Consider the following 18,265-nt stretch of genomic DNA (forward strand, 5'->3'; position numbering starts at 1 on the left):
GGCTCAGTGCGCCAGCGCCGGTTCGCGCACCACCACCTCGCCGCGCAGGGTGTAGGCCTTGGCCTCGGTGATGGCCACGTCTACCATCTGCCCGACCAGCCGGGGCTGGCCGACGAAGTTGACGACGCGGTTGCATTCGGTGCGGCCCATCAGCTCGTTGGCGTCGCGCTTGGACGCACCCTCGACCAGGATGCGCTGCACCGTGCCCACGCGGCTTTCGCTGATCGACTTGATGTTGCCGTTGATCACGGCCTGCAGTTCCTGCAGGCGGCGCAGCTTCACCTCGTGCGGTGTGTCGTCGTGCAGGCTGGCGGCCGGCGTGCCTGGACGCGGGCTGAAGATGAAGCTGAAGCTGTTGTCGAAGTGCACGTCGTCGATGAGCTTCATCATCTTGCGGAAGTCCTCTTCCGTCTCGCCTGGGAATCCCACGATGAAGTCGCTGCTCATGGCCAGGTCCGGCCGGATCGCGCGCAGTTTGCGCACGGTGCTCTTGTATTCCATGGCGGTATAGCCCCGCTTCATGGCCATGAGGATGCGGTCGGCGCCGTGCTGGACCGGCAGGTGCAGGTGGCTGGCCAGCTTGGGAATGCGCGCATACGCCTCGATCAGGCGCGGCGTGAATTCGTTGGGGTGGCTGGTGGTGTAGCGGATGCGCTCGATGCCTGGAATGTCGGCCACGTATTCCAGCAGCAGCGCGAAGTCGGCGATTTCCGCCGTGTCGCCCATCTTGCCCAGGTAGGCGTTCACGTTCTGGCCCAGCAGCGTGATCTCTTTCACGCCCTGGTCGGCGAGCCCAGCGACCTCGACCAGCACGTCGTCGAACGGCCGGCTCACCTCTTCGCCGCGGGTGTAGGGCACCACGCAGTAGCTGCAGTATTTGCTGCAGCCTTCCATGATGGAGACGAAGGCGCTGGCGCCTTCCACGCGCGCGGGAGGCAGGTGGTCGAATTTCTCGATCTCGGGAAAGCTGATGTCCACCTGCGGGCGGCGCTGCACCTCGCGCTGGGTCAGCAGCTCGGGCAGGCGGTGCAGCGTCTGCGGGCCGAACACCACGTCCACGTAGGGCGCGCGCTTGATGATCTCGGCGCCTTCCTGGCTGGCCACGCAGCCACCCACGCCGATCTTCACGCCCCGCTCTTTCAGGTGCTTGATGCGCCCGAGATCGCTGAAGACCTTCTCCTGCGCCTTCTCGCGCACCGAGCAGGTGTTGAAGAGGATCAGGTCCGCCTCGTCCACGTTCTGCGTGGGCTCGTAGCCCTGGGCGGCATGCAGCACGTCGGCCATCTTGTCCGAGTCGTACTCGTTCATCTGGCAGCCGAAGGTTTTGATGAAGACTTTTTTGCTCATGGGGAATCTCTGGTGTCGGTAGCGCTGCCCGCGGCCAATGGCGGGCGGGGCCGGTCGTGCGGCTGGAAAGGGATGGCGCACCCAGCGGCCGCAGCGCTGGCGGCGCCAGGGCCTGTCTATCGCTTGGGAATCTCGGATTCGAAGATGAAATTGCGGTCCGTCGCCGTCGCACCCTTGCGCGGCTGGGCCGCTTCGTCCTTGCTGAGGATCCAGGCGGTCAGCAGCATGCCGGTGCTGGCCTCGACGACATAGTTCACCGTGAACTTCTGCCCGATCACCGAGTGGGCCATGACCAGCGTGTTCTGTGGGCTGAGCAGGCGCATGCCGGGGGCCATGCGGATGGCCTTGCCATCCAGCTGCGCATCGACGGTGCTGTTGATGGCCAGCGTACCGCGCAGGGCATTTTCAGGAAAGGTGCGCACGCCGCCCAGGGGGGCGACCACCTGGGCCGCGGCGGGCAGGACCGCGCCGCAGAGCAGGGCGCTGGCCAGCAAGGGCGCGAAGAGAAAGGAAAAACGAGCAGTGGGGCAGCGGTTCATGGTTTACATCCAGGGGCTGGGGGCGCGATTTTACGTGCAGGCCCGAGGCGATCGCCGGCCGTGTTGGAAGGGGCGACAAGAAAAGTCTTGAACGCCAAAAAAGTCGCGCTATAATTGAGGGCTTAGGCGCTTTAGCTCAGTCGGTTAGAGCGATGGAATCATAATCCACAGGTCCGCGGTTCGAATCCGTGAAGCGCCACCAAACAAAAAAGGGGCTGCGTGCAAACGCAGCCCCTTTTGCTTTTTCGGCCCGCTGGCGGGCAAAGGATGGTGGGGATTCATGCTTCCCTCGTGCCCCATGGCCCCGGAGCCCGGCGGCCACGACAGCCGCCGTCCAGTCACCCCATCGCGGCGGGTGCTACCGCCTCTGCCGGCCGTTGCACCGCCGCGCCATCGAACCGTTCCCGCGCACTGCGGATGCTCCGATGGTTCATTTCCGCCCACTGCAGCAACTGCGACAACGGCGCCAGCACCGACTGCCCCAAAGCCGACAGCCGGTACTCCACGCTGGGCGGCTTGGTCGGAAAGACGTGCCGGGTCAGCAGGCCGTCGCGCTCCAGGGACCGCAGGGTCTGGGCCAGCATGCGCTTGGAGATGTCGGGCACGGCCCGCTGCAGTGCGCCGAAGCGCAAGGGGGCCGGGGCGAGCGTCAGCAGGATCAGCGTGGTCCATTTGTCGCCGATGTGGTCCAGCACGTCGCGCACCGGGCACTGGCCGAGGTCCAGCCCTTCGGGGCGCTCGCGCATCCAGGCCTGGGTGGCAGCGAGGGCTTCAAGGGCCTCGGGGGCGGCCGGGGCAGGGGGGTGAGCGTCAGGTAACCAGGGCATGAAAAGCTGCCTTCTTGTGGAAGTTGGGGCGGTTCCTAATATAGACCTCCTCTCCAATCCATACCCAGAGGATCTTTGCATGTCCACTTCTTCCCCCCGCCTGCTCGTCACCGGTGCCAATGGCCAGCTCGGCCGCCTCGTCATCCAGCAGCTTCTCACGCGGGTGCCGGCCTCGCAGATCGTGGCCTCGGTGCGCAATGTGGAGAAAAGCGCGGCCGTGTTGCCCGCAGGCATTGAGCTGCGCCAGGCGGACTACGGCGATGAGGCCTCTTGGGACGCCGCGCTGCAGGGCATCGACCGCGTGCTGCTCATCTCTTCCAGCGAGATCGGCAGCCGGGTCGCGCAGCATGGCAACGTGATACGGGCGGCGGTGCGGGCCGGGGTGCAACTGATCGCCTACACCAGCCTGCTGCATGCGGACGAGTCCCCCTTGGGCCTAGCCCTGGAGCATCTGGCGACCGAAGGGCTGCTCAAGGAATCGGGTGTGCCCTTCGTGCTGCTGCGAAACGGCTGGTACACCGAGAACAACCTGATGGGCATCGGCGATGCGCTGGGCCGTGGCGTGCTGGTGGGGGCTTCGGGCGAGGGGCGCTTTGCCTCCGCATCGCGGGCGGACTACGCCGCCGCCGCGGCAGCCGTGCTGGCCGCTGCGGACAGCCCGGCCGGCAAGGTGTATGAACTGGCGGGCGACGGGGCCTACACGCGGGCCGAGCTGGCCCAGGAGGTGGCGCGGCAGGCTGGCAAGCCGCTGGTCTACCAGGACATGCCCGAGGCGGCGTACCGCTATCTGCTGGTGAGCGTCGGCCTGCCCGCGCCGGTGGCCGAGATGCTGGCGGACAGCGATGCGGGCGCCGCGCGTGGAGGTTTGTTCGACGATGCACGCCAGCTCAGCGCCTTGATCGGCCGGCCGACGACGCCCCTGGCCGCATCCGTCGCCGAGGCCTTGAAAGCCTGACGACCCCAAAACCCTTTCGACCGCAAGGCCGAAGGCGAGCGTCGAGCCCCCGCTTGCGCCCCTTCGGCATTTGCATATGTGGTCAAAGTATTTGTATTTCGCATGCAAGGGCCTCATGATTTCACAAAACGCATGAAATCAAGCCCATGGAATTGCGCCATCTCGAAGCCTTCGCCGCGGTGATGTCCACCGGCAGCGTGACCGCGGCCGCGCGCCTGCTGGACCGCTCGCAGCCTTCCGTCAGCCGCTCGCTGCAGGAACTGGAGGCCGAGATCGGCTATGCGCTCTTCGCCCGCGGCGGCCCGCGCGTCACGCCCACTGAGCAAGGCTTTTTGCTGTACGAGGACGTGGAGCGCGCACTCGGCGGCCTGCGGCAGATCCGCGATCGCGCCGCCGAGATCGCGCGCGGCGAGGCCCGGCCCCTGCGCCTGGCCGCCACCTCGGCGCTGGCCGTGGGCCTGCTGCCCCAGGCGCTGCGGCTGGCTGAGCCGCACACCGGCAGTGCCGCCATCCAGTTGCGCAGCACCTCGCCCGAAGAGGTGGTGCATGCCGTGCTCACGGGCGCGGTGCAATTGGGGGCCACCAGCCTGCCGCTGGAGCACCGCGGGCTGCAGGTGCACTGGATCGCCCAGACCGCCTGCATGGCCGTGCTGCCGCAGGACGACCCGCTGGCCGCCGAACCGGTCGTGCCGCTGGCGGCCCTGGCCGAGCGCCGCCTCATCACCCTGAGCAATCCGTTTCGCCTGCGCGGGCGCATCGACCGGGCGCTGGCCCAGGTCGGCCAGCCGGGACTGGCGCGCCGCGATGCGATCGAGACCAATTCGTCCGTCAACGCCCAGGCCGCCGTGCGCGCCGGGCTGGGCGTGGCCGTGCTGGAGCCGCTGACCGCGCTGGGACTGCCCTGCGACGGCGTGGCCGTGCGGCCGCTGGACACCGACATTCCTTTTTTCTTCGGGGTCATCACGCCCCAGGCGCAGCCCGTCACGCCGCAGGTGCAGGCCGTGGCGGACGCGCTGCTGCAGGCGGCCCGCCCGCTGCCGGGATTCGTGCAACACGCCCCGCAAGCGCATGCCGCGCTGCTGCAGGCGCTCTACGGCGGCGATGCCGGCCCCACTGCTTCCGAGGTTTCCGAATGACGATTGCCACCCCCACCGATTCCACCCTTGCGCCCGCACCCGCCGGGCTCGTCGCCCTGGAGGCGCGCCTGCGCCAGGACCTGCAATGGCTGGGCCTGCCCGCGCGGCGCTGGGTGCCGCCGCGGCTGACCGAGGCGGGCGAGCCGGTGCTGGACGTGGCCATCGTCGGCGGTGGCATGGCCGGGCTGGCGCTGGGCGCCTCGCTAGCGCACATGGGCGTGCAGGCGCCGCTGTTCGACCGCGCGCCGGAGGGCTTCGAGGGACCGTGGGCGACCACGGCGCGCATGGAGACCCTGCGCTCGCCCAAGGAGCTGACGGGGCCCGCGCTGGGCCTGCCGGCGCTCACCTTCCGCGCCTGGTTCGAATCGCAGTTCGGCCTGCCGGCCTGGGCGGCGCTGGACAAGATCCCGCGCCTGCAGTGGATGGATTACCTGCGCTGGTACCGCCGCGTGCTGGGCCTGGACGTGCGCAACCGCCAGCGCGTGCTGGCTGTGCATCCGCGCGCCGACGGCCTGGTGCGGATCGACCTGGCCGACGATGCCAACGGCGGCGCGCCCCACCACGTGCTGGCCCGCCATGCGGTGCTGGCCACGGGCCGCGACGGCCTGGGCGGCCCCTGGGTGCCCGACTGGGCGCGGGCGCTGCCGGCGGGCCGCTGGGCGCACTCGGCCGATGTGTGGGACGGCGCCGCGCTGCGCGGCCTGCGCGTGGCGGTGGTGGGCGGCGGGGCCTCGGCGATGGATTCGGCCGCCACGGCGCTGGAGGCCGGCGCCGCGCGCGTGGACCTGCTGGTGCGCCGCGCCGAGCTGCCCCGCGTGAACAAGGGCAAGGGCGCGGGCAACCCTGGCATGGCCCATGGCTTTTGGTCGCTGCCGGACGAATGGAAGTGGCGCTTTCGCCATTACCTGAACGTGCAGCAGGTGCCGCCGCCGCACGGCAGTACCCTGCGCGTGTCGCGCCACGCCAACGCGCACTTCCACCTGGGGGCCGGCGTGCACGGCGCGTCCGTGCGGCCCGATGGCGCGCTGCGCCTGGAGACCGCCAAGGGCCCGCTGGCCGCCGACTTCGTGGTTTTCTGCACCGGCTTTCGCACCGACTGGGCGCTGCGCCCGGAGTTCGCCGCGTTCGCGCCGGCCGTGCGCCTGTGGCAGGACCGCTTCGTGCCGCCGGCCGGCGAGGACGATGTCGAGCTGGCCGCCTCGCCCGACCTGGGGCCGCTGTTCGAGTTCCAGGAGAAGGCGCCCGGCGCCTGCCCGGGCCTGGACCGCGTGCACTGCTTCAACTACGGCGGCGCGCTGTCGCAGGGTGCAGGCGCGGGCGACATCCCGCAGATCAGCGATGGCGCCCAGCGCCTGGCGCGGGGCTTGGCCGCCCGCCTGCTGGCCGACGATGCTGCGCTGCACTACGCGGCCATGCAGCGCTACGAAGAGCCCGAGCTGGACGGCGACGAATGGACGCCGGCGGCCTTCCCGGCCTATGGCCCCGAGGGCGCCGCTCCGGCCGCCAGTGCCCCGGCCCTCTCCGAAAGCGCCCCGGAGGTTACGCGATGATTGCTATGAAAATAATAGCTATATGCCCTAGTGGATATTGCACTGGAGGCCTTTTTGCCTTGAAACGCTCGCGGCCGCCCGCGGCCCCGCGGCCATGACCGGCTGGCTGCTGCGCCGCCTGGGCCAGGCGCTGCTGGTGGTGCTGGCCATGACGGTGATCGTCTTCGTGGGCCTGCACGCCATCGGCAACCCGGTGGACATCCTGATCGGCGACGACATGAACCAGCAGGAGCGCCTGGCCGCCATCGCGCGGCTGGGGCTCGACCAGCCGCTGTGGCGCCAGTACCTGGCCTTCATCGACGGCGCGCTGCACGGCAGCCTGGGCAAGAGCTTTGTGTACCAGGAAGACGCCGTGCGCCTGATCCTGCAGCGCCTGCCCGCCACGCTGGAGCTGGCCCTGGCCGCGCTGGTGCTGGCGGTGGTGCTGGGCGTGCCGCTGGGGCTTTATGCCGGCATGCGGCCGGACAGCGCGGTGTCCAAGGCGCTCATGGCGGTCAGCATCGCGGGCTTTTCGCTGCCGGCGTTCTGGGTGGCGCTGATGCTCATCATGGTGTTCAGCGTGCAACTGGGGTGGATGCCCGCCAGCGGCCGCGGCGCCACGCGCGAGCTGTTCGGCGTGCCGTGGTCGTTCCTCACGCTCGATGGCCTGCAGCATCTGGCGCTGCCGGCGTTCAACCTGGCGCTGTTCAAGATCTCGCTGGTGCTGCGGCTCACGCGGGCCGGCGTGCGCGAGGTGCTGCCGCAGGACTTCGTGAAGTTCGCGCGCGCCAAGGGCCTGTCGCCCGCGCGGGTGATGGGCATGCACGTGCTGCGCAACACGCTGATCCCGCTCGTCACGGTGCTGGGCCTGGAACTGGGCTCGACCATCGCCTATGCGGTGGTGACCGAAAGCATCTTCGCGTGGCCCGGTGCGGGCAAGCTGATCCTGGACAGCATCAACAGCCTGGACCGCCCCGTCGTGGTGGCCTACCTGATGGTGGTGGTCGTGATCTTCGTGACGCTCAATCTGGTGGTGGACGTGCTCTACCGCCTGCTGGACCCGCGCGCCCGGGTGGAGGGCGCGGCATGACGCAGCCTGTGGTTTCGCCCGACGCCTCCGTGGCGCGGGGCTTCGACGACCGGTCGATCTGGTACCGCGTGGCGGCGGATTTCCTGCGCTCGCGCACCGCGGCCGCCGCGCTGGCCGTGCTGGCGCTGGTGGTGATCGCGGCGCTGGCCGCGCCCTGGATCACGCCGCAGAACCCCTACGACCTGATGCAGCTCGACGTGCTGGATGCGCGCCTGAAGCCCGGCGCGGCCAACGCCGAGGGCACCTTCACCTACTGGCTGGGCACGGACGGGCAGGGGCGCGACCTGTACTCGGCCATCGTGTACGGCCTGCGCATCAGCCTGCTGGTGGGCGTGGGCTCGGCCGTGGTGGCGGCGGTGATCGGCACGCTGGTGGGGTTGCTCGCGGCCTACGCGGGCGGCAAGGTCGATGCGCTGCTGATGCGCGTGGTCGACCTATTGCTGTCGTTCCCGACCATCCTCATGGCGCTGATGATCCTGGCCTACGTGGGCAAGGGCGTGGGCAACGTGGTGCTCACGCTGGTGCTGCTGGAGTGGGCCTACTACGCCCGCACGGCGCGCGGCCAGGCGCTGGTGGAGGCGCGCCGCGAATACGTGGAGGCCGCGCGCGGACAGGGCATTCCGGGCTGGCGCATCGTCACCGGGCACATCCTGCCCAACTGCCTGCCGCCGCTGCTGGTGATCGGCGCGCTGCAGGTGGCGCGCGCCATCACGCTGGAGGCCACGCTGTCGTTCCTGGGCCTGGGCGTGCCGATCACCGAGCCGTCGCTGGGCCTCCTGATCTCCAACGGCTACCAGTACCTGCTGTCCAACGAATACTGGATCAGCTTCTTTCCCGGCCTGGCGCTGCTGTTCACCATCGTCGCGATCAACCTCGTGGGCGACCAGCTGCGCGACGTGCTCAACCCGAGGCTGCAGAAATGATGGGCACCGCATCGTCTTCCCCGATCCCGGCGTCCGCCGCAGCTGTGCCCGCCGGCGTTCCCACGCTGGAGGTGCGCGACCTGCGCACGCGCTTTCACACCCGCGCCGGCGTGCTGCCGGTGGTGGACGGCGTGTCGTTCACGCTCGGGCGCGGCAAGGTGCTGGGCCTGGTGGGCGAGTCGGGCTCGGGCAAATCCGTCACCGGCTTTTCGATCATGGGGCTGGTCGATCCGCCCGGCCGCGTGGAGGGCGGGCAGGTGCTGTTCCAGGGCCGCGACCTCACCACGCTGCCGGCCGCCGAGCGGCGCGCGCTGCAGGGCAACCGCATCGCCATGATCTTCCAGGACCCGATGGCCACGCTCAACCCGGTGCTGCGCGTGGACACGCAGATGATCGAGGCCGTGAAGGCGCACCGCCGCGCCACCACCGCCGAGGTCCGCGCCCTGTCGCGCGACACGCTGGCGCTGATGGGCATTCCCAGCCCCGACGACCGGCTGCGCGCCTACCCGCACCAGCTGTCGGGCGGCATGCGCCAGCGCGTGGCGATCGCCATCGCGCTGCTGCACGGGCCCGACCTCGTCATCGCCGACGAGCCGACCACCGCGCTGGACGTGACCATCCAGGCGCAGATCCTGTCGGAAGTGCAAAAGCTGGTGCGCGAGCGCGGCACCTCGCTGATCTGGATCAGCCACGACCTGTCGGTGGTGGCGGGCCTGGCCGACGAGATCGCCGTGATGTATGCCGGGCGCATCGTGGAGCACGGCACGGTGGACGATGTGCTCGACCACCCGCAGCACCCCTACACCCAGGGCCTGATCGGCAGCCTGCCCAGCGCCAACCGGCGCGGCGAGCGGCTGCGGCAGATTCCCGGCATGGCGCCGTCGCTGCTGCACATGCCGCCGGGCTGCGCCTTCGCGCCGCGCTGCGCGCGCGCCAGCGCCGCCTGCGGAACGCCGCCTGCCATCACGCACCCGCGCGCCGACGCCCCGGCGCACGCGGTGCGGTGCTTCCACCCGGGCAACGGGGAGGGCGCGGCATGAGCGGGGTTCGCGACGATCTTTCGCCGCCGGGCCATGGCGGCGCCACCCCGGTCACGGCCACCGCGCCGCCGCTGGTGGAGCTGCGCGGCGTGGCCAAGCGCTTCGGCCAGCAGCCGCCGCCGGGCCGCGTGGGCCGGGCGCTGCGGCGCCTGGGCCTTTCCAGAGCGCCGGTCGTCACCCACGCGGTCGACGGCGTGGACCTGGCGGTGCACGCGGGCGAGGTCGTGGGCCTGGTGGGCGAGTCGGGCTGCGGCAAGTCCACGCTGGGCCGCATCGCTGCCGGGCTGCTGCCGGCCACCGAGGGCGAGGTGCGGGTGGACGGGCGCCCGCTCGAAGGATTGAGCCACCGCGACCGGCTGGCCGCGCGGCTGCGCACGCAGATGGTGTTCCAGGACCCGTTCGCCAGCCTGAACCCGCGCCTGCGTGTCTCGCGCATCGTGGGCGAGGCGGCGCTGCTGCACGGCCTGACCGATGCCGCCGGGCTCGATGACTACGTGAGCGCCCAGCTGCGCCGCGCGGGGCTCGACCCGGCGCTGCGCCACCGCTACCCGCACCAGTTCAGCGGCGGGCAGCGCCAGCGCATCGGCATCGCCCGCGCGCTGGCGGTGCAGCCGGGCCTGCTGGTGTGCGACGAGGCCGTGGCGGCGCTGGACGTGTCGATCCAGGCGCAGATCCTCAACCTGTTCATGGACCTGCGCGACCAGTTGGGCCTGACCTACCTGTTCATCAGCCACGACCTGGGCGTGGTGGAACACGTGTGCGACCGCGTGGTGGTGATGTACCTGGGCCGCGTGGTGGAGAGCGCGCCGGTCGAGGAACTCTTCGCCCGGCCCAACCACCCCTACACGCAGGCGCTGCTGGCCGAGATCCCGAGCGTGGCCGCGCGGCGCACGCGTTTTTCGTCCATCCGCGGCGAGATCCCCAGCCCCATTTCGCCGCCCTCGGGCTGCCATTTCCACCCCCGGTGCCCGCACGCCATGCCGCGCTGCGCCACCGAGGTGCCGCGGCTGCGCGGCATCGCCGTGCGGCACGAGAGCGCCTGCCATCTCAACGACTGCTGACCGCCCACCGCCCGTTGCCCGCCGTATCCCGTTCGTTTTTTCCTGAAAGGCCCGCCATGACTTCCTTCCGCCTCGCCACCCTGGCCGCCGCTGCGCTGCTCGCCGCTACCGGTGCCACCGGCGCGCTCGCGCAGAACGGCAACACGCTGTCCATCGGCTTCGCCGACCCGGTGTCGTCGGTCGATCCGCAGCTCAACAACCACGCGGGGGACCGCTCGCTGGCGCTGCATTTCTGGGACTCGCTGGTCAACTCGCGCGACGGCGGCAAGCTGGAGCCCGGCCTGGCCGCCAGCTGGAAGACGCTGGACGACAAGACCTGGGAGTTCAAGCTGCGCACCGACGTGAAGTGGCAGGACGGCACGCCCTTCACCGCCGACGACATCGTGTTCTCGTTCCAGCGCGCGCGCAACGTGCCCGGCAGCGTGGCGTCCTATGCGGGCGCGCTGCGCACGGTCGAATCGACCACGGCCAAGGACGCGCACACTGTCATCGTCAAGACCAACACGCCCAACCCCATGCTGCCGCTGGAGATCGCCTCGATCTACATCGTGAGCAAGCACGTGGGCGAAAAATCCAAGACCGAGGACTACAACGCCGGCCGCGCCGTCGTGGGCACGGGGCCCTACAAATTCGTCTCGTACGTGCCGGGCGACCGCACGGTGTTCGAGCGCAGCGCGAGCTACTACGGCACCAAGCCGCTGTGGGAAAAGGTGAACTACCGCTACATCAACAACGGCGCGGCGCGCACCGCCGCGCTGCTGGCGGGCGATGTGGACGTGATCGACAAGGTCGCCGTGACCGACGTGGAGAAGCTGCGCAAGACGCCCAGCGTGAGCGTGTACACCTATCCCGGCCTGCGCGCGCTGCTGCTGCAGCCCAGCTTCAAGGCCGGCGCCAACGAGTTCGTCACCGACAACGCGGGCAAGCCGCTCGCGCAGAACCCGCTGCGGGACGTGCGCGTGCGCCAGGCGCTGTCGCTGGCCATCAACCGCAAGGCCATCGTGGACCGCGTGCTGCAGGGCACGGTGACCGAGGCCAACCAGTGGATGCCCAAGGGCAGCTTCGGCTACAACCCCGAGGTCAAGGACATTCCCTACAACGTGGAGCAGGCCAGGAAGCTGCTGGCCGAGGCCGGCTTTCCGCAGGGCTTCCAGATCACCATCCACGTGCCCGGCGACCGCTACCCGCAGGCCCCCGAGACCGTGCAGGCCGTGGCCCAGTTCTGGAGCCGCGCGGGCGTGAAGACCAAGGTGGAGGTGCTGCCCTGGGCCTCGTACGCCAGCCGCGCCAACAAGAACGACTTCGCCGTCAGCGTGATCGCCTGGGGCAACGGCACGGGAGAGGCCGGCTACGGCCTGCTGCAGACGCTGGCCACCACCGACGCCCAGCGCGGGCGGGGCGCCAACAACTGGGGCCGCTACAGCAACGAAGCGGTGGACAAGGCGCTCGACGCCGCCACGGTGGAGTTCGATGCGCGCCGCCGCGAGGCCGTGTTCCGCCATGCCGCCAAGCTGGTCACCGACGACGTGGGCCAGATCCCGCTGTTCCACTACCAGAACATCTGGGCGGCCAAGAAGGGGCTGAAGGTCGAGCCGATCCTGAGCGACCGCACCACCGCCCTGCAAGTCACCCGCGTGGGCAAGTAAGGCGTGGCCGCGCTCACCATCACCCCCGCCGACGCGCTGATCGACGTGCCGCGCCACGTCGTGGCCAGCGGGCTCGTGCCGGGCGAGACCGTCACGCTGCGCAGCCGCACCCTGCGCGGTCCGGGCGTCGCCTGGCGCGCCGAGGCCGTCTTCGAGGCCGATGCCCAGGGCACGGTGGACCTGTCGCGCGACGCGCCGCGGTCGGGCAGTTACGCCGGCGTGTCGCCGATGGGCCTGGTGTGGTCGCAGGTGCCCGACGGCGGGCAGGCGCCGCGCGCTCTGTTCGCCAGCACCCCGGCGGCACCGCTGACCACCGACATCGCCCTGGAGCGCACCGCCACCGGCGGGGCGCCGCTCTCGGGCCGATTCGTGCAGCACCTGGTCGGCCCCGGCGTGGTGCGGCGCGACGTACGTGACGAAGGCCTGTCAGGCACGCTGTTCCTGCCGCCGGGCCCGGGCCCGCACCCGGCGGTGCTGGTGCTCAACGGCTCGGGCGGGGGCATCAACGAGCCGCGCGCCGCGCTGTACGCCTCGCACGGCTACGCGGCGCTGGCGCTGGGCTACTTCCAGTCGCCGGGGCGGCCCGACCACATCTCGGACACGCACCTCGAATACTTCGAGACCGCGCTCGCCTGGCTGCACCGCACGGTGCGCCCGCGCGGCGGCTTCGTCGCGTTGAGCGGCCAGTCGCGCGGCGGCGAGCTGGTGCTGCTGCTGGGCACGCTGTTCCCCGAGCAGGTCTCCGCCGTCATCGGCTACGTGCCGGGCGCGGTGGTGCACAGCGCGCAGAACGCCTGCAACCCCGCCAACGGCCCCGACAGCCGCAACGGCCCGGCGTGGATCTTCCGCGGCCAGCCGCTGCCGCACCTGTGGGAAAACAACCGCACGGCCACCTGGGCGCCGTGGGACGAGGGCCCCGAGCCGCGCCGCCATGCCAACGCGCTGCTCACCGCGCTGCAGGACGAGGACGCCGTGGAGCGCGCCCGCATCCGCGTGGAGCGCATCCGCGGCCCGGTGCTGCTGCTGACCGCCGAGGACGACGGCTCCTGGCCCTCGTCGCGCTACGGCCGCATGGTCGTGGAGCGGCTCAAGGCCCATGCGCACCCGCACCCGGTGGCGCAGTACGACTACGCGGGCGCAGGGCATTCGATTTTGTTTCCCTACCTGCCCACCACGCAGACCGTGCACGCCCACCCGGTCTCGGGCCGGCTCAGCACCGGCGGCGGCGCGCCCGCGCCCAACGCCTGGGCCGACGAACACTCGTGGCGGCAGGTGCTATCGTTTTTGAAGCAAACTGCCCTAGAAGAATCTGTGCTGCAGCCCTAAAACACTGAGATCCCTGGCGGCCGACGGGCCGCCCCACCGGAGCCGACCATGACCGATGCATCCCTTTCCCCCGACCTGGTGGACACCCTGGTGCCGCTGACCCCCGGCGACCCCGTGCACGCCGTGCGCCACCAGCGCGACAAGGTGGTCGCCGCCACCCAGGGCAGCTACGACAGCCTGTTCGATCCCGCGCTGGAGGGCCTCTCCCTGGCCGAGCGCCTGCTGGCGGCGCGGGCCATCGCCACCCAGGCCGGCAGCGCGCCGGTGGCGGCGCACTACACGGCGCGGCTGCAGGGCCTGGCCGACCTCACGCCCGCGCAGCGCGCGGCCCTGGACCCGGGCGATTCGCCAGTGCAGGACCCGCGCCTGCAGGCCATCCTGCGCTTTGCCGACCTGCTGGCCGCGCGGCCGGTGGAGGGTGACCGCGAGGCGCTGCTGCAGCTGCCCGCCGCCGGCCTGTCCACGCCCGCCGTGGTGGCGCTGGCGCAGCTCATCGCCTTCGTGGCCTACCAGGTGCGCGTGGTGGCGGGGCTGCAGGCCCTGGCGGCGCTCGGCACGCCGGCGGCTTCGCCCGCCGCCGCTGCTGGCGAGCCGGCCCCGGCCGCCGCACCGTTCGTGCACCCGGCCAACCTGCCGAAGCCCGGCGAGCCCGTGCGCGTGAACGGCTACACCAGCGAAACGCTGGAGTGGAAAGCCTGGCTGCCCGTGCTGGACCTGGCGCAGGCCTCGCCCGCGCAACTGGCGGTGCTGGAGGCCAGCCACCCCAAGGCCAAGACCAGCGACTACTACCGCGTGCTGGTGCACCAGCCGCGCATCCTGGAGGAGCGGTCCATCGTGTTCAACGCGATCATGTACGCGCCCGGCGGCCTGTCGCGCGCCGAGCGCGAACTGGCCAGTGCCGTGGTCTCGCGCGTGAACGGCTGCGTGTACTGCGCCTCGGTGCATGCGCAGCGGTTCGAGCAACTGACCAAGCGCAACGACGTGATCGTGCAGGTGTTCACCGAGCCGCAGGGCGCGGGCACCACGGTGCGCGAACAGGCCATCGTGCAGGCCAGCATCGACCTCACGCGCGCGCCCGGCGCGTTCCGTGCAGACCAGGTTCGGCCGCTGCGCGCGGCCGGCCTGTCGGACCTGGAAATCCTCGACGCCGTGCACGCCGTGGCCATCTTCGCCTGGGCCAACCGGCTGATGCTCAACCTGGGCGAGCCGGTGTTCCCCGGCTGAAAAACGCAGGGCAGGGGATGCCCCCCCGCCATCAGATCGCGCAGCCGTCCGGGCGACAAGCCAGGGCACTGCCAGCCGGCGCGATGGCGGCCCGCCCGGCCTCCAGGTGCTGGCGCAGCACCGTCTTCCAGGCCTCGGGCTGGCCGAGCCAGGGGCCGATGTCCAGCGTCTGCAGCGGCGCGCCGGGCTGCTCCAGCGCCAGGGTGGGAAAGCCCTGGCCGCCCGCGCGGGCCAGCCATTGGCGGCTTTCCGCGAAGTGCGCCTGGGTGGGTGCGCCTTGCCATTGCGCGAAGGCGGCGCGGAACGCCTCGGCGTCCAGGCCCAGTTCGGCCGCCAGATCCTGCAACACCGCGGCATCCGCCACGCGGCGGCCTTGCGCATAGTGCGCGTGCTGGATGCGGTGCGCCATGTCCAGCCCGCGCTGGTCCAGGGCCTGGGCGGCCAGGATGGCGGTGGTCGGCGGTTCCGAATCCATCACCGCCGTCGGGTCGCGCAGCAGGCCTTCGAAGTATGCCTCGCCGAAGGGCTGGCCGGTGAGCTGGGCGATGCGCCGGTCGTGCGGCACCACGTGGTCGCGCCACCGGGGCGTGATGGCGATGCGGTTGGGGCCGGCCAGCATGCCGCCGCCGTGCAGCGCGATCGCCAGGCCCGGCACCTGCCGGGCGGCTTGCACCAGCGGCGCGGCGGCGTAGCACCAGCCGCACAGCGGGTCGAAGACGTAGTGCAGCACCGCAGACGGTGCGGCGGCGTTCACTGCGGCCATTTCATTTCGCCCTTGATGACCTTGGCGCCCAGCTCCAGCGACGACGATTCCCCCAGTTGCGGGTAGCGCTTCTTCATGGCGGCGACCAGCGCGGCCGAGTCCTTGGCGCGGGCGGCTTCTTCCTCGAAGGCCTTCACGTAGCCGCGGGTGAATGCCACCGAAGCCGTGCTGCGCGGCTCCCGGCCGCTGGCGTCCGGCACGAAGTGGCCGGGCACCACGACCTCCGGCTGCAGCGCGTCGATCTGGTCGAGCGTGGCGAGCCAGTCGCGGCGCGATTCGGGCGTCTGCGTGTCGGCCATCCAGACGTGGATGTTGGCGGCCACCGGCACGCCGCCCACCACAGCCTTCAGCGAGGGAATCCACACCACCGTGCGGCCGGGCGTCGGGCCGTTCAGGCCGACCACCTGGATGGCCTGGCCTTCCAGCGTGATGGTGTCGCCCTGCAGCGGCTCGGGCACCACCAGGGCCTGGGGGGCGTTGGCCTTGAGGATGGGGCCCCAGTGGGCGAGCTTGCCGTCCTTGGAGGCCTGGATGCCGGCCACCGTCTGCGGCGTGGCGACGATGCGGGCCGCGGGGAAGGCGGCTTGGATGACGTCCAGCCCGAAGTAGAAATCGGGGTCCTTGTGGCTGATGTACACCGTGGTCAGCTTCTTGCCGCTGGCGCGGATTTTCTCCACCAGCGCCTGGGCGTCGTCGCGCTGGAATTGCGCGTCGATCAGCACGGCTTCGGTCTCGCCCGTGATCAGCTCCGACGACACGGGGAACAGGCTCTTCGTGCCGGGGTTGTACACCTGCAGCTGCAGCGGGCCGGCGGCCAGCGCCACGGCGGCGAAGCCGAGGCTGGCGGCGCCGGCGATCAGGGTGCGAAGGAATCGGGGTGTGCGGGACATGGCGGGCTCCTGGTCAGCGAGGGTTTAGTTAAAGGAAATGAGGAATGGGCTGGATCGTAGGTTGCCTGGATCGGCCGAAAAATCCCCTACCATGCAAAGCTTTGTTGCATCGATCGATCGAATATGGACCGCCTCACCGCCGCCGACGTCTTCGTGCGCATCGCCGAGCGCGGCAGCATGACCGCCGCCGCCGAATCGCTGGACATGTCGCGCGCCATGGTCACGCGCTACCTCGCGCAGATGGAGGCCTGGGCCGGCGCCCGGCTCCTGCACCGCACCACGCGCCGCCTCGGGCTCACGGCGGCCGGCGAGCAGGCCCTGGCGCGCTGCCGGCGCATGCTGGAGCTGGCCGCCGAGATGGCGGTGCCGGTGGGCGAGGGGGCCGAGGTGCCGCGCGGCCTGCTGCGCATGGCCAGTTCGCAGTCGCTCGCGCAGGAGGTGCTGTCGCCCGCGGTGGCCGAGTTCCTGCGCCGCCATCCGCTGGTGGCCATCGACCTGCACATCGATTCCCGGCCGGTCAACCTCGTGCAGGAGCGCATCGACCTGGCCGTGCGCATCAGCAACGACCTGGACCCCAACCTCATCGCCCGCACGCTGGGCGAATGCGCATCGGTGGTGTGCGCCGCGCCCGCCTACCTGGCCGCGCATGGCACGCCGCGCCGTGCGCAGGACCTGGCGACGCACAACTGCCTCACGTATTCGTACTTCGGGCGCAGCCTGTGGGAGTTCACGCACCGGGGCGAGCGCATCGCGGTGCCGGTGGGCGGCAACCTGAGCGCCAACGAATCGCAGGTGCTGCTGGCCGCCGCGCTGCACGGCGCGGGCGTGACGCTGCAGCCGGTCTATGCCGCCGCGCCGCTGATCGCGCAGGGGCGGCTCACGGCGCTGCTGCCGGCCTGTGCGCCGCGCACGCTGGGAGTGCACGGCGTGTACGCATCCCGCCGGCAGGTGCCGCCGGCGCTGCGCGCGCTGCTGGACTTCCTGGTGGAGCGCTTCGCCGATCCGGCGCACTGGCAGGCCGGGTTGCCGGTGCCGGCCGCCAAGGCGCCGTCGCGGGCGAAAAAAAGCCGCTGAGGGCAGCGGCGGGGGTTGTGGCGCAGCCCCGTGGCAGGGGCCGCGCGGCGGGGTGCCTCACTGGTGGGTGAAGGTCGCCTTGCGCTTGTTCACGAAGGCGTCCATGCCTTCCTTCTGGTCGCTGGTGGCGAACAGCGCGTGGAACAGGCGGCGCTCGAACATCACGCCGTCCGACAGCCCGCTCTCGAACGCACGGTTGACCGATTCCTTGGCCGCCATCACGGCGATCTGCGAGAAGTCGCTGATCTGCAGCGCGGCGCCCAGGGCCTCGTCCATCAGCTGGGCGAAGGGCACGACGCGGCTGACCAGGCCGGCGCGCTCGGCCTCGGCGGCGTCCATCATGCGGCCGGTGAGGGCCATGTCCATGGCCTTGGACTTGCCCACCGCGCGCGGCAGGCGCTGCGTGCCGCCGGCACCGGGGATGACCCCCAGCTTGATCTCGGGCTGGCCGAACCTGGCGTTGTCGGCCGCGATGATGAAGTCGCACATCATGGCCAGCTCGCAGCCGCCGCCCAGGGCGAAGCCGCTCACCGCCGCGATCACCGGCTTGCGGATGGAGCGGATGCGCTCCCAGTTGCGGGTGATGTAGTCGCCCTTGTACGCGTCGGCGAAGCTGTATTGCGCCATGGCACCGATGTCCGCGCCCGCGGCGAAGGCCTTCTCGCTGCCGGTGACGATGACGCAGCCGATCTTCTCGTCGGCGTCGAAGGCCTGCAGCGCCTCGCCCAACTCGTTCATGAGCTGGTCGTTCAGCGCGTTCAGTTGCTTGGGCCGGTTCAGCGTGATGACGCCGACCTTGTCCGCCTCGATGCGGACCTCGATGACTTCGTAGGCCAAGGGGTATCTCCGTTGCTCGTTGTGATCGGCAGACTATACCCAAGGGGCCCCGGAAAGC

At 70.8% G+C, this 18,265-nt stretch carries 16 protein-coding genes, 1 tRNA gene and 1 pseudogene; 12 read left to right on the forward strand and 6 right to left on the reverse strand.

Going from position 1 to position 18,265, the window contains the following annotated elements:
* Positions 1-3: 3 nt before the first annotated feature.
* Together miaB and AVAK2825_RS00640 are read right to left on the reverse strand one after the other, a co-directional pair.
* Positions 4-1,347, reverse strand: coding sequence for a tRNA (N6-isopentenyl adenosine(37)-C2)-methylthiotransferase MiaB (gene miaB / locus AVAK2825_RS00635; RefSeq protein WP_284393124.1), 1,344 nt, complete (start codon positions 1,345-1,347; stop codon positions 4-6).
* A 116-nt stretch (positions 1,348-1,463) separates the two neighbouring features.
* Entirely contained in the window at positions 1,464-1,886 is a 423-nt protein-coding gene (locus AVAK2825_RS00640) for a hypothetical protein (RefSeq protein ID WP_284393126.1), read from the reverse strand.
* A gap of 125 nt (positions 1,887-2,011) precedes the next feature.
* Here AVAK2825_RS00640 and AVAK2825_RS00645 point away from each other — a divergent pair.
* Positions 2,012-2,088 (forward strand) — tRNA-Met (locus tag AVAK2825_RS00645).
* A 136-nt stretch (positions 2,089-2,224) separates the two neighbouring features.
* On the opposite strand, the gene AVAK2825_RS00650 is transcribed toward AVAK2825_RS00645, so the two are convergent.
* The gene (locus tag AVAK2825_RS00650) at positions 2,225-2,713 is read right to left on the reverse strand and encodes a winged helix-turn-helix transcriptional regulator (RefSeq protein ID WP_349817149.1); all 489 of its coding nucleotides are present in this window, start codon (positions 2,711-2,713) and stop codon (positions 2,225-2,227) included.
* A 79-nt stretch (positions 2,714-2,792) separates the two neighbouring features.
* On the opposite strand from AVAK2825_RS00650, the gene AVAK2825_RS00655 reads away from it, so the two are divergent.
* From AVAK2825_RS00655 to AVAK2825_RS00700, 10 genes are all read left to right on the forward strand, one after another.
* The gene (locus tag AVAK2825_RS00655; RefSeq protein ID WP_284393129.1) at positions 2,793-3,668 is read left to right on the forward strand and encodes an SDR family oxidoreductase; all 876 of its coding nucleotides are present in this window, start codon (positions 2,793-2,795) and stop codon (positions 3,666-3,668) included.
* A 146-nt stretch (positions 3,669-3,814) separates the two neighbouring features.
* On the forward strand, positions 3,815-4,804 hold the full coding sequence (locus AVAK2825_RS00660) for a LysR substrate-binding domain-containing protein (RefSeq protein WP_284393131.1): 990 nt from the start codon (positions 3,815-3,817) through the stop codon (positions 4,802-4,804).
* On the forward strand, positions 4,801-6,354 hold the full coding sequence (locus AVAK2825_RS00665; protein ID WP_284393135.1) for a flavin-containing monooxygenase: 1,554 nt from the start codon (positions 4,801-4,803) through the stop codon (positions 6,352-6,354). Before AVAK2825_RS00660 ends, AVAK2825_RS00665 begins: the two co-directional genes overlap by 4 nt.
* 94 nt (positions 6,355-6,448) lie before the next feature.
* Positions 6,449-7,423, forward strand: coding sequence for an ABC transporter permease (locus tag AVAK2825_RS00670; protein WP_284393141.1), 975 nt, complete (start codon positions 6,449-6,451; stop codon positions 7,421-7,423).
* Positions 7,420-8,346, forward strand: a complete 927-nt coding sequence (locus AVAK2825_RS00675) for an ABC transporter permease (RefSeq protein ID WP_284393144.1) — start codon at positions 7,420-7,422, stop codon at positions 8,344-8,346. Before AVAK2825_RS00670 ends, AVAK2825_RS00675 begins: the two co-directional genes overlap by 4 nt.
* On the forward strand, positions 8,343-9,386 hold the full coding sequence (locus AVAK2825_RS00680; protein ID WP_502870465.1) for an ABC transporter ATP-binding protein: 1,044 nt from the start codon (positions 8,343-8,345) through the stop codon (positions 9,384-9,386). Before AVAK2825_RS00675 ends, AVAK2825_RS00680 begins: the two co-directional genes overlap by 4 nt.
* Entirely contained in the window at positions 9,383-10,447 is a 1,065-nt protein-coding gene (locus AVAK2825_RS00685; protein WP_284393146.1) for an ABC transporter ATP-binding protein, read from the forward strand. Before AVAK2825_RS00680 ends, AVAK2825_RS00685 begins: the two co-directional genes overlap by 4 nt.
* A 56-nt stretch (positions 10,448-10,503) precedes the next feature.
* Complete coding sequence (locus tag AVAK2825_RS00690) at positions 10,504-12,093, forward strand: ABC transporter substrate-binding protein (RefSeq protein ID WP_284393148.1); 1,590 nt, start codon at positions 10,504-10,506, stop codon at positions 12,091-12,093.
* A gap of 3 nt (positions 12,094-12,096) precedes the next feature.
* Positions 12,097-13,419, forward strand: coding sequence for an acyl-CoA thioesterase/bile acid-CoA:amino acid N-acyltransferase family protein (locus tag AVAK2825_RS00695; protein WP_284393150.1), 1,323 nt, complete (start codon positions 12,097-12,099; stop codon positions 13,417-13,419).
* A 48-nt stretch (positions 13,420-13,467) separates the two neighbouring features.
* Complete coding sequence (locus tag AVAK2825_RS00700; RefSeq protein ID WP_284393153.1) at positions 13,468-14,643, forward strand: CMD domain protein; 1,176 nt, start codon at positions 13,468-13,470, stop codon at positions 14,641-14,643.
* 31 nt (positions 14,644-14,674) lie between these two features.
* On the opposite strand, the gene AVAK2825_RS00705 is transcribed toward AVAK2825_RS00700, so the two are convergent.
* Together AVAK2825_RS00705 and AVAK2825_RS00710 are read right to left on the reverse strand one after the other, a co-directional pair.
* Positions 14,675-15,406 (reverse strand): DsbA family protein, encoded by a 732-nt coding sequence (locus tag AVAK2825_RS00705; protein WP_284393156.1) that lies wholly within the window; start codon positions 15,404-15,406, stop codon positions 14,675-14,677.
* A pseudogene (locus tag AVAK2825_RS00710) lies at positions 15,400-16,296 on the reverse strand (MBL fold metallo-hydrolase); the annotation flags it as partial. The gene AVAK2825_RS00705 and the pseudogene AVAK2825_RS00710, both read right to left, overlap by 7 nt.
* Before the next feature lie 123 nt (positions 16,297-16,419).
* Between AVAK2825_RS00710 and AVAK2825_RS00715 the strand changes: the two are divergent.
* The gene (locus AVAK2825_RS00715) at positions 16,420-17,370 is read left to right on the forward strand and encodes a LysR family transcriptional regulator (RefSeq protein WP_284393160.1); all 951 of its coding nucleotides are present in this window, start codon (positions 16,420-16,422) and stop codon (positions 17,368-17,370) included.
* 57 nt (positions 17,371-17,427) lie between these two features.
* Here the strand turns inward: AVAK2825_RS00715 and AVAK2825_RS00720 are convergent, their stop codons facing one another.
* The gene (locus AVAK2825_RS00720) at positions 17,428-18,207 is read right to left on the reverse strand and encodes an enoyl-CoA hydratase (RefSeq protein WP_284393162.1); all 780 of its coding nucleotides are present in this window, start codon (positions 18,205-18,207) and stop codon (positions 17,428-17,430) included.
* Positions 18,208-18,265: the final 58 nt, after the last annotated feature.

This window comes from Acidovorax sp. SUPP2825 (genome assembly GCF_030158995.1).
GTDB lineage: Bacteria > Pseudomonadota > Gammaproteobacteria > Burkholderiales > Burkholderiaceae_C > Paracidovorax.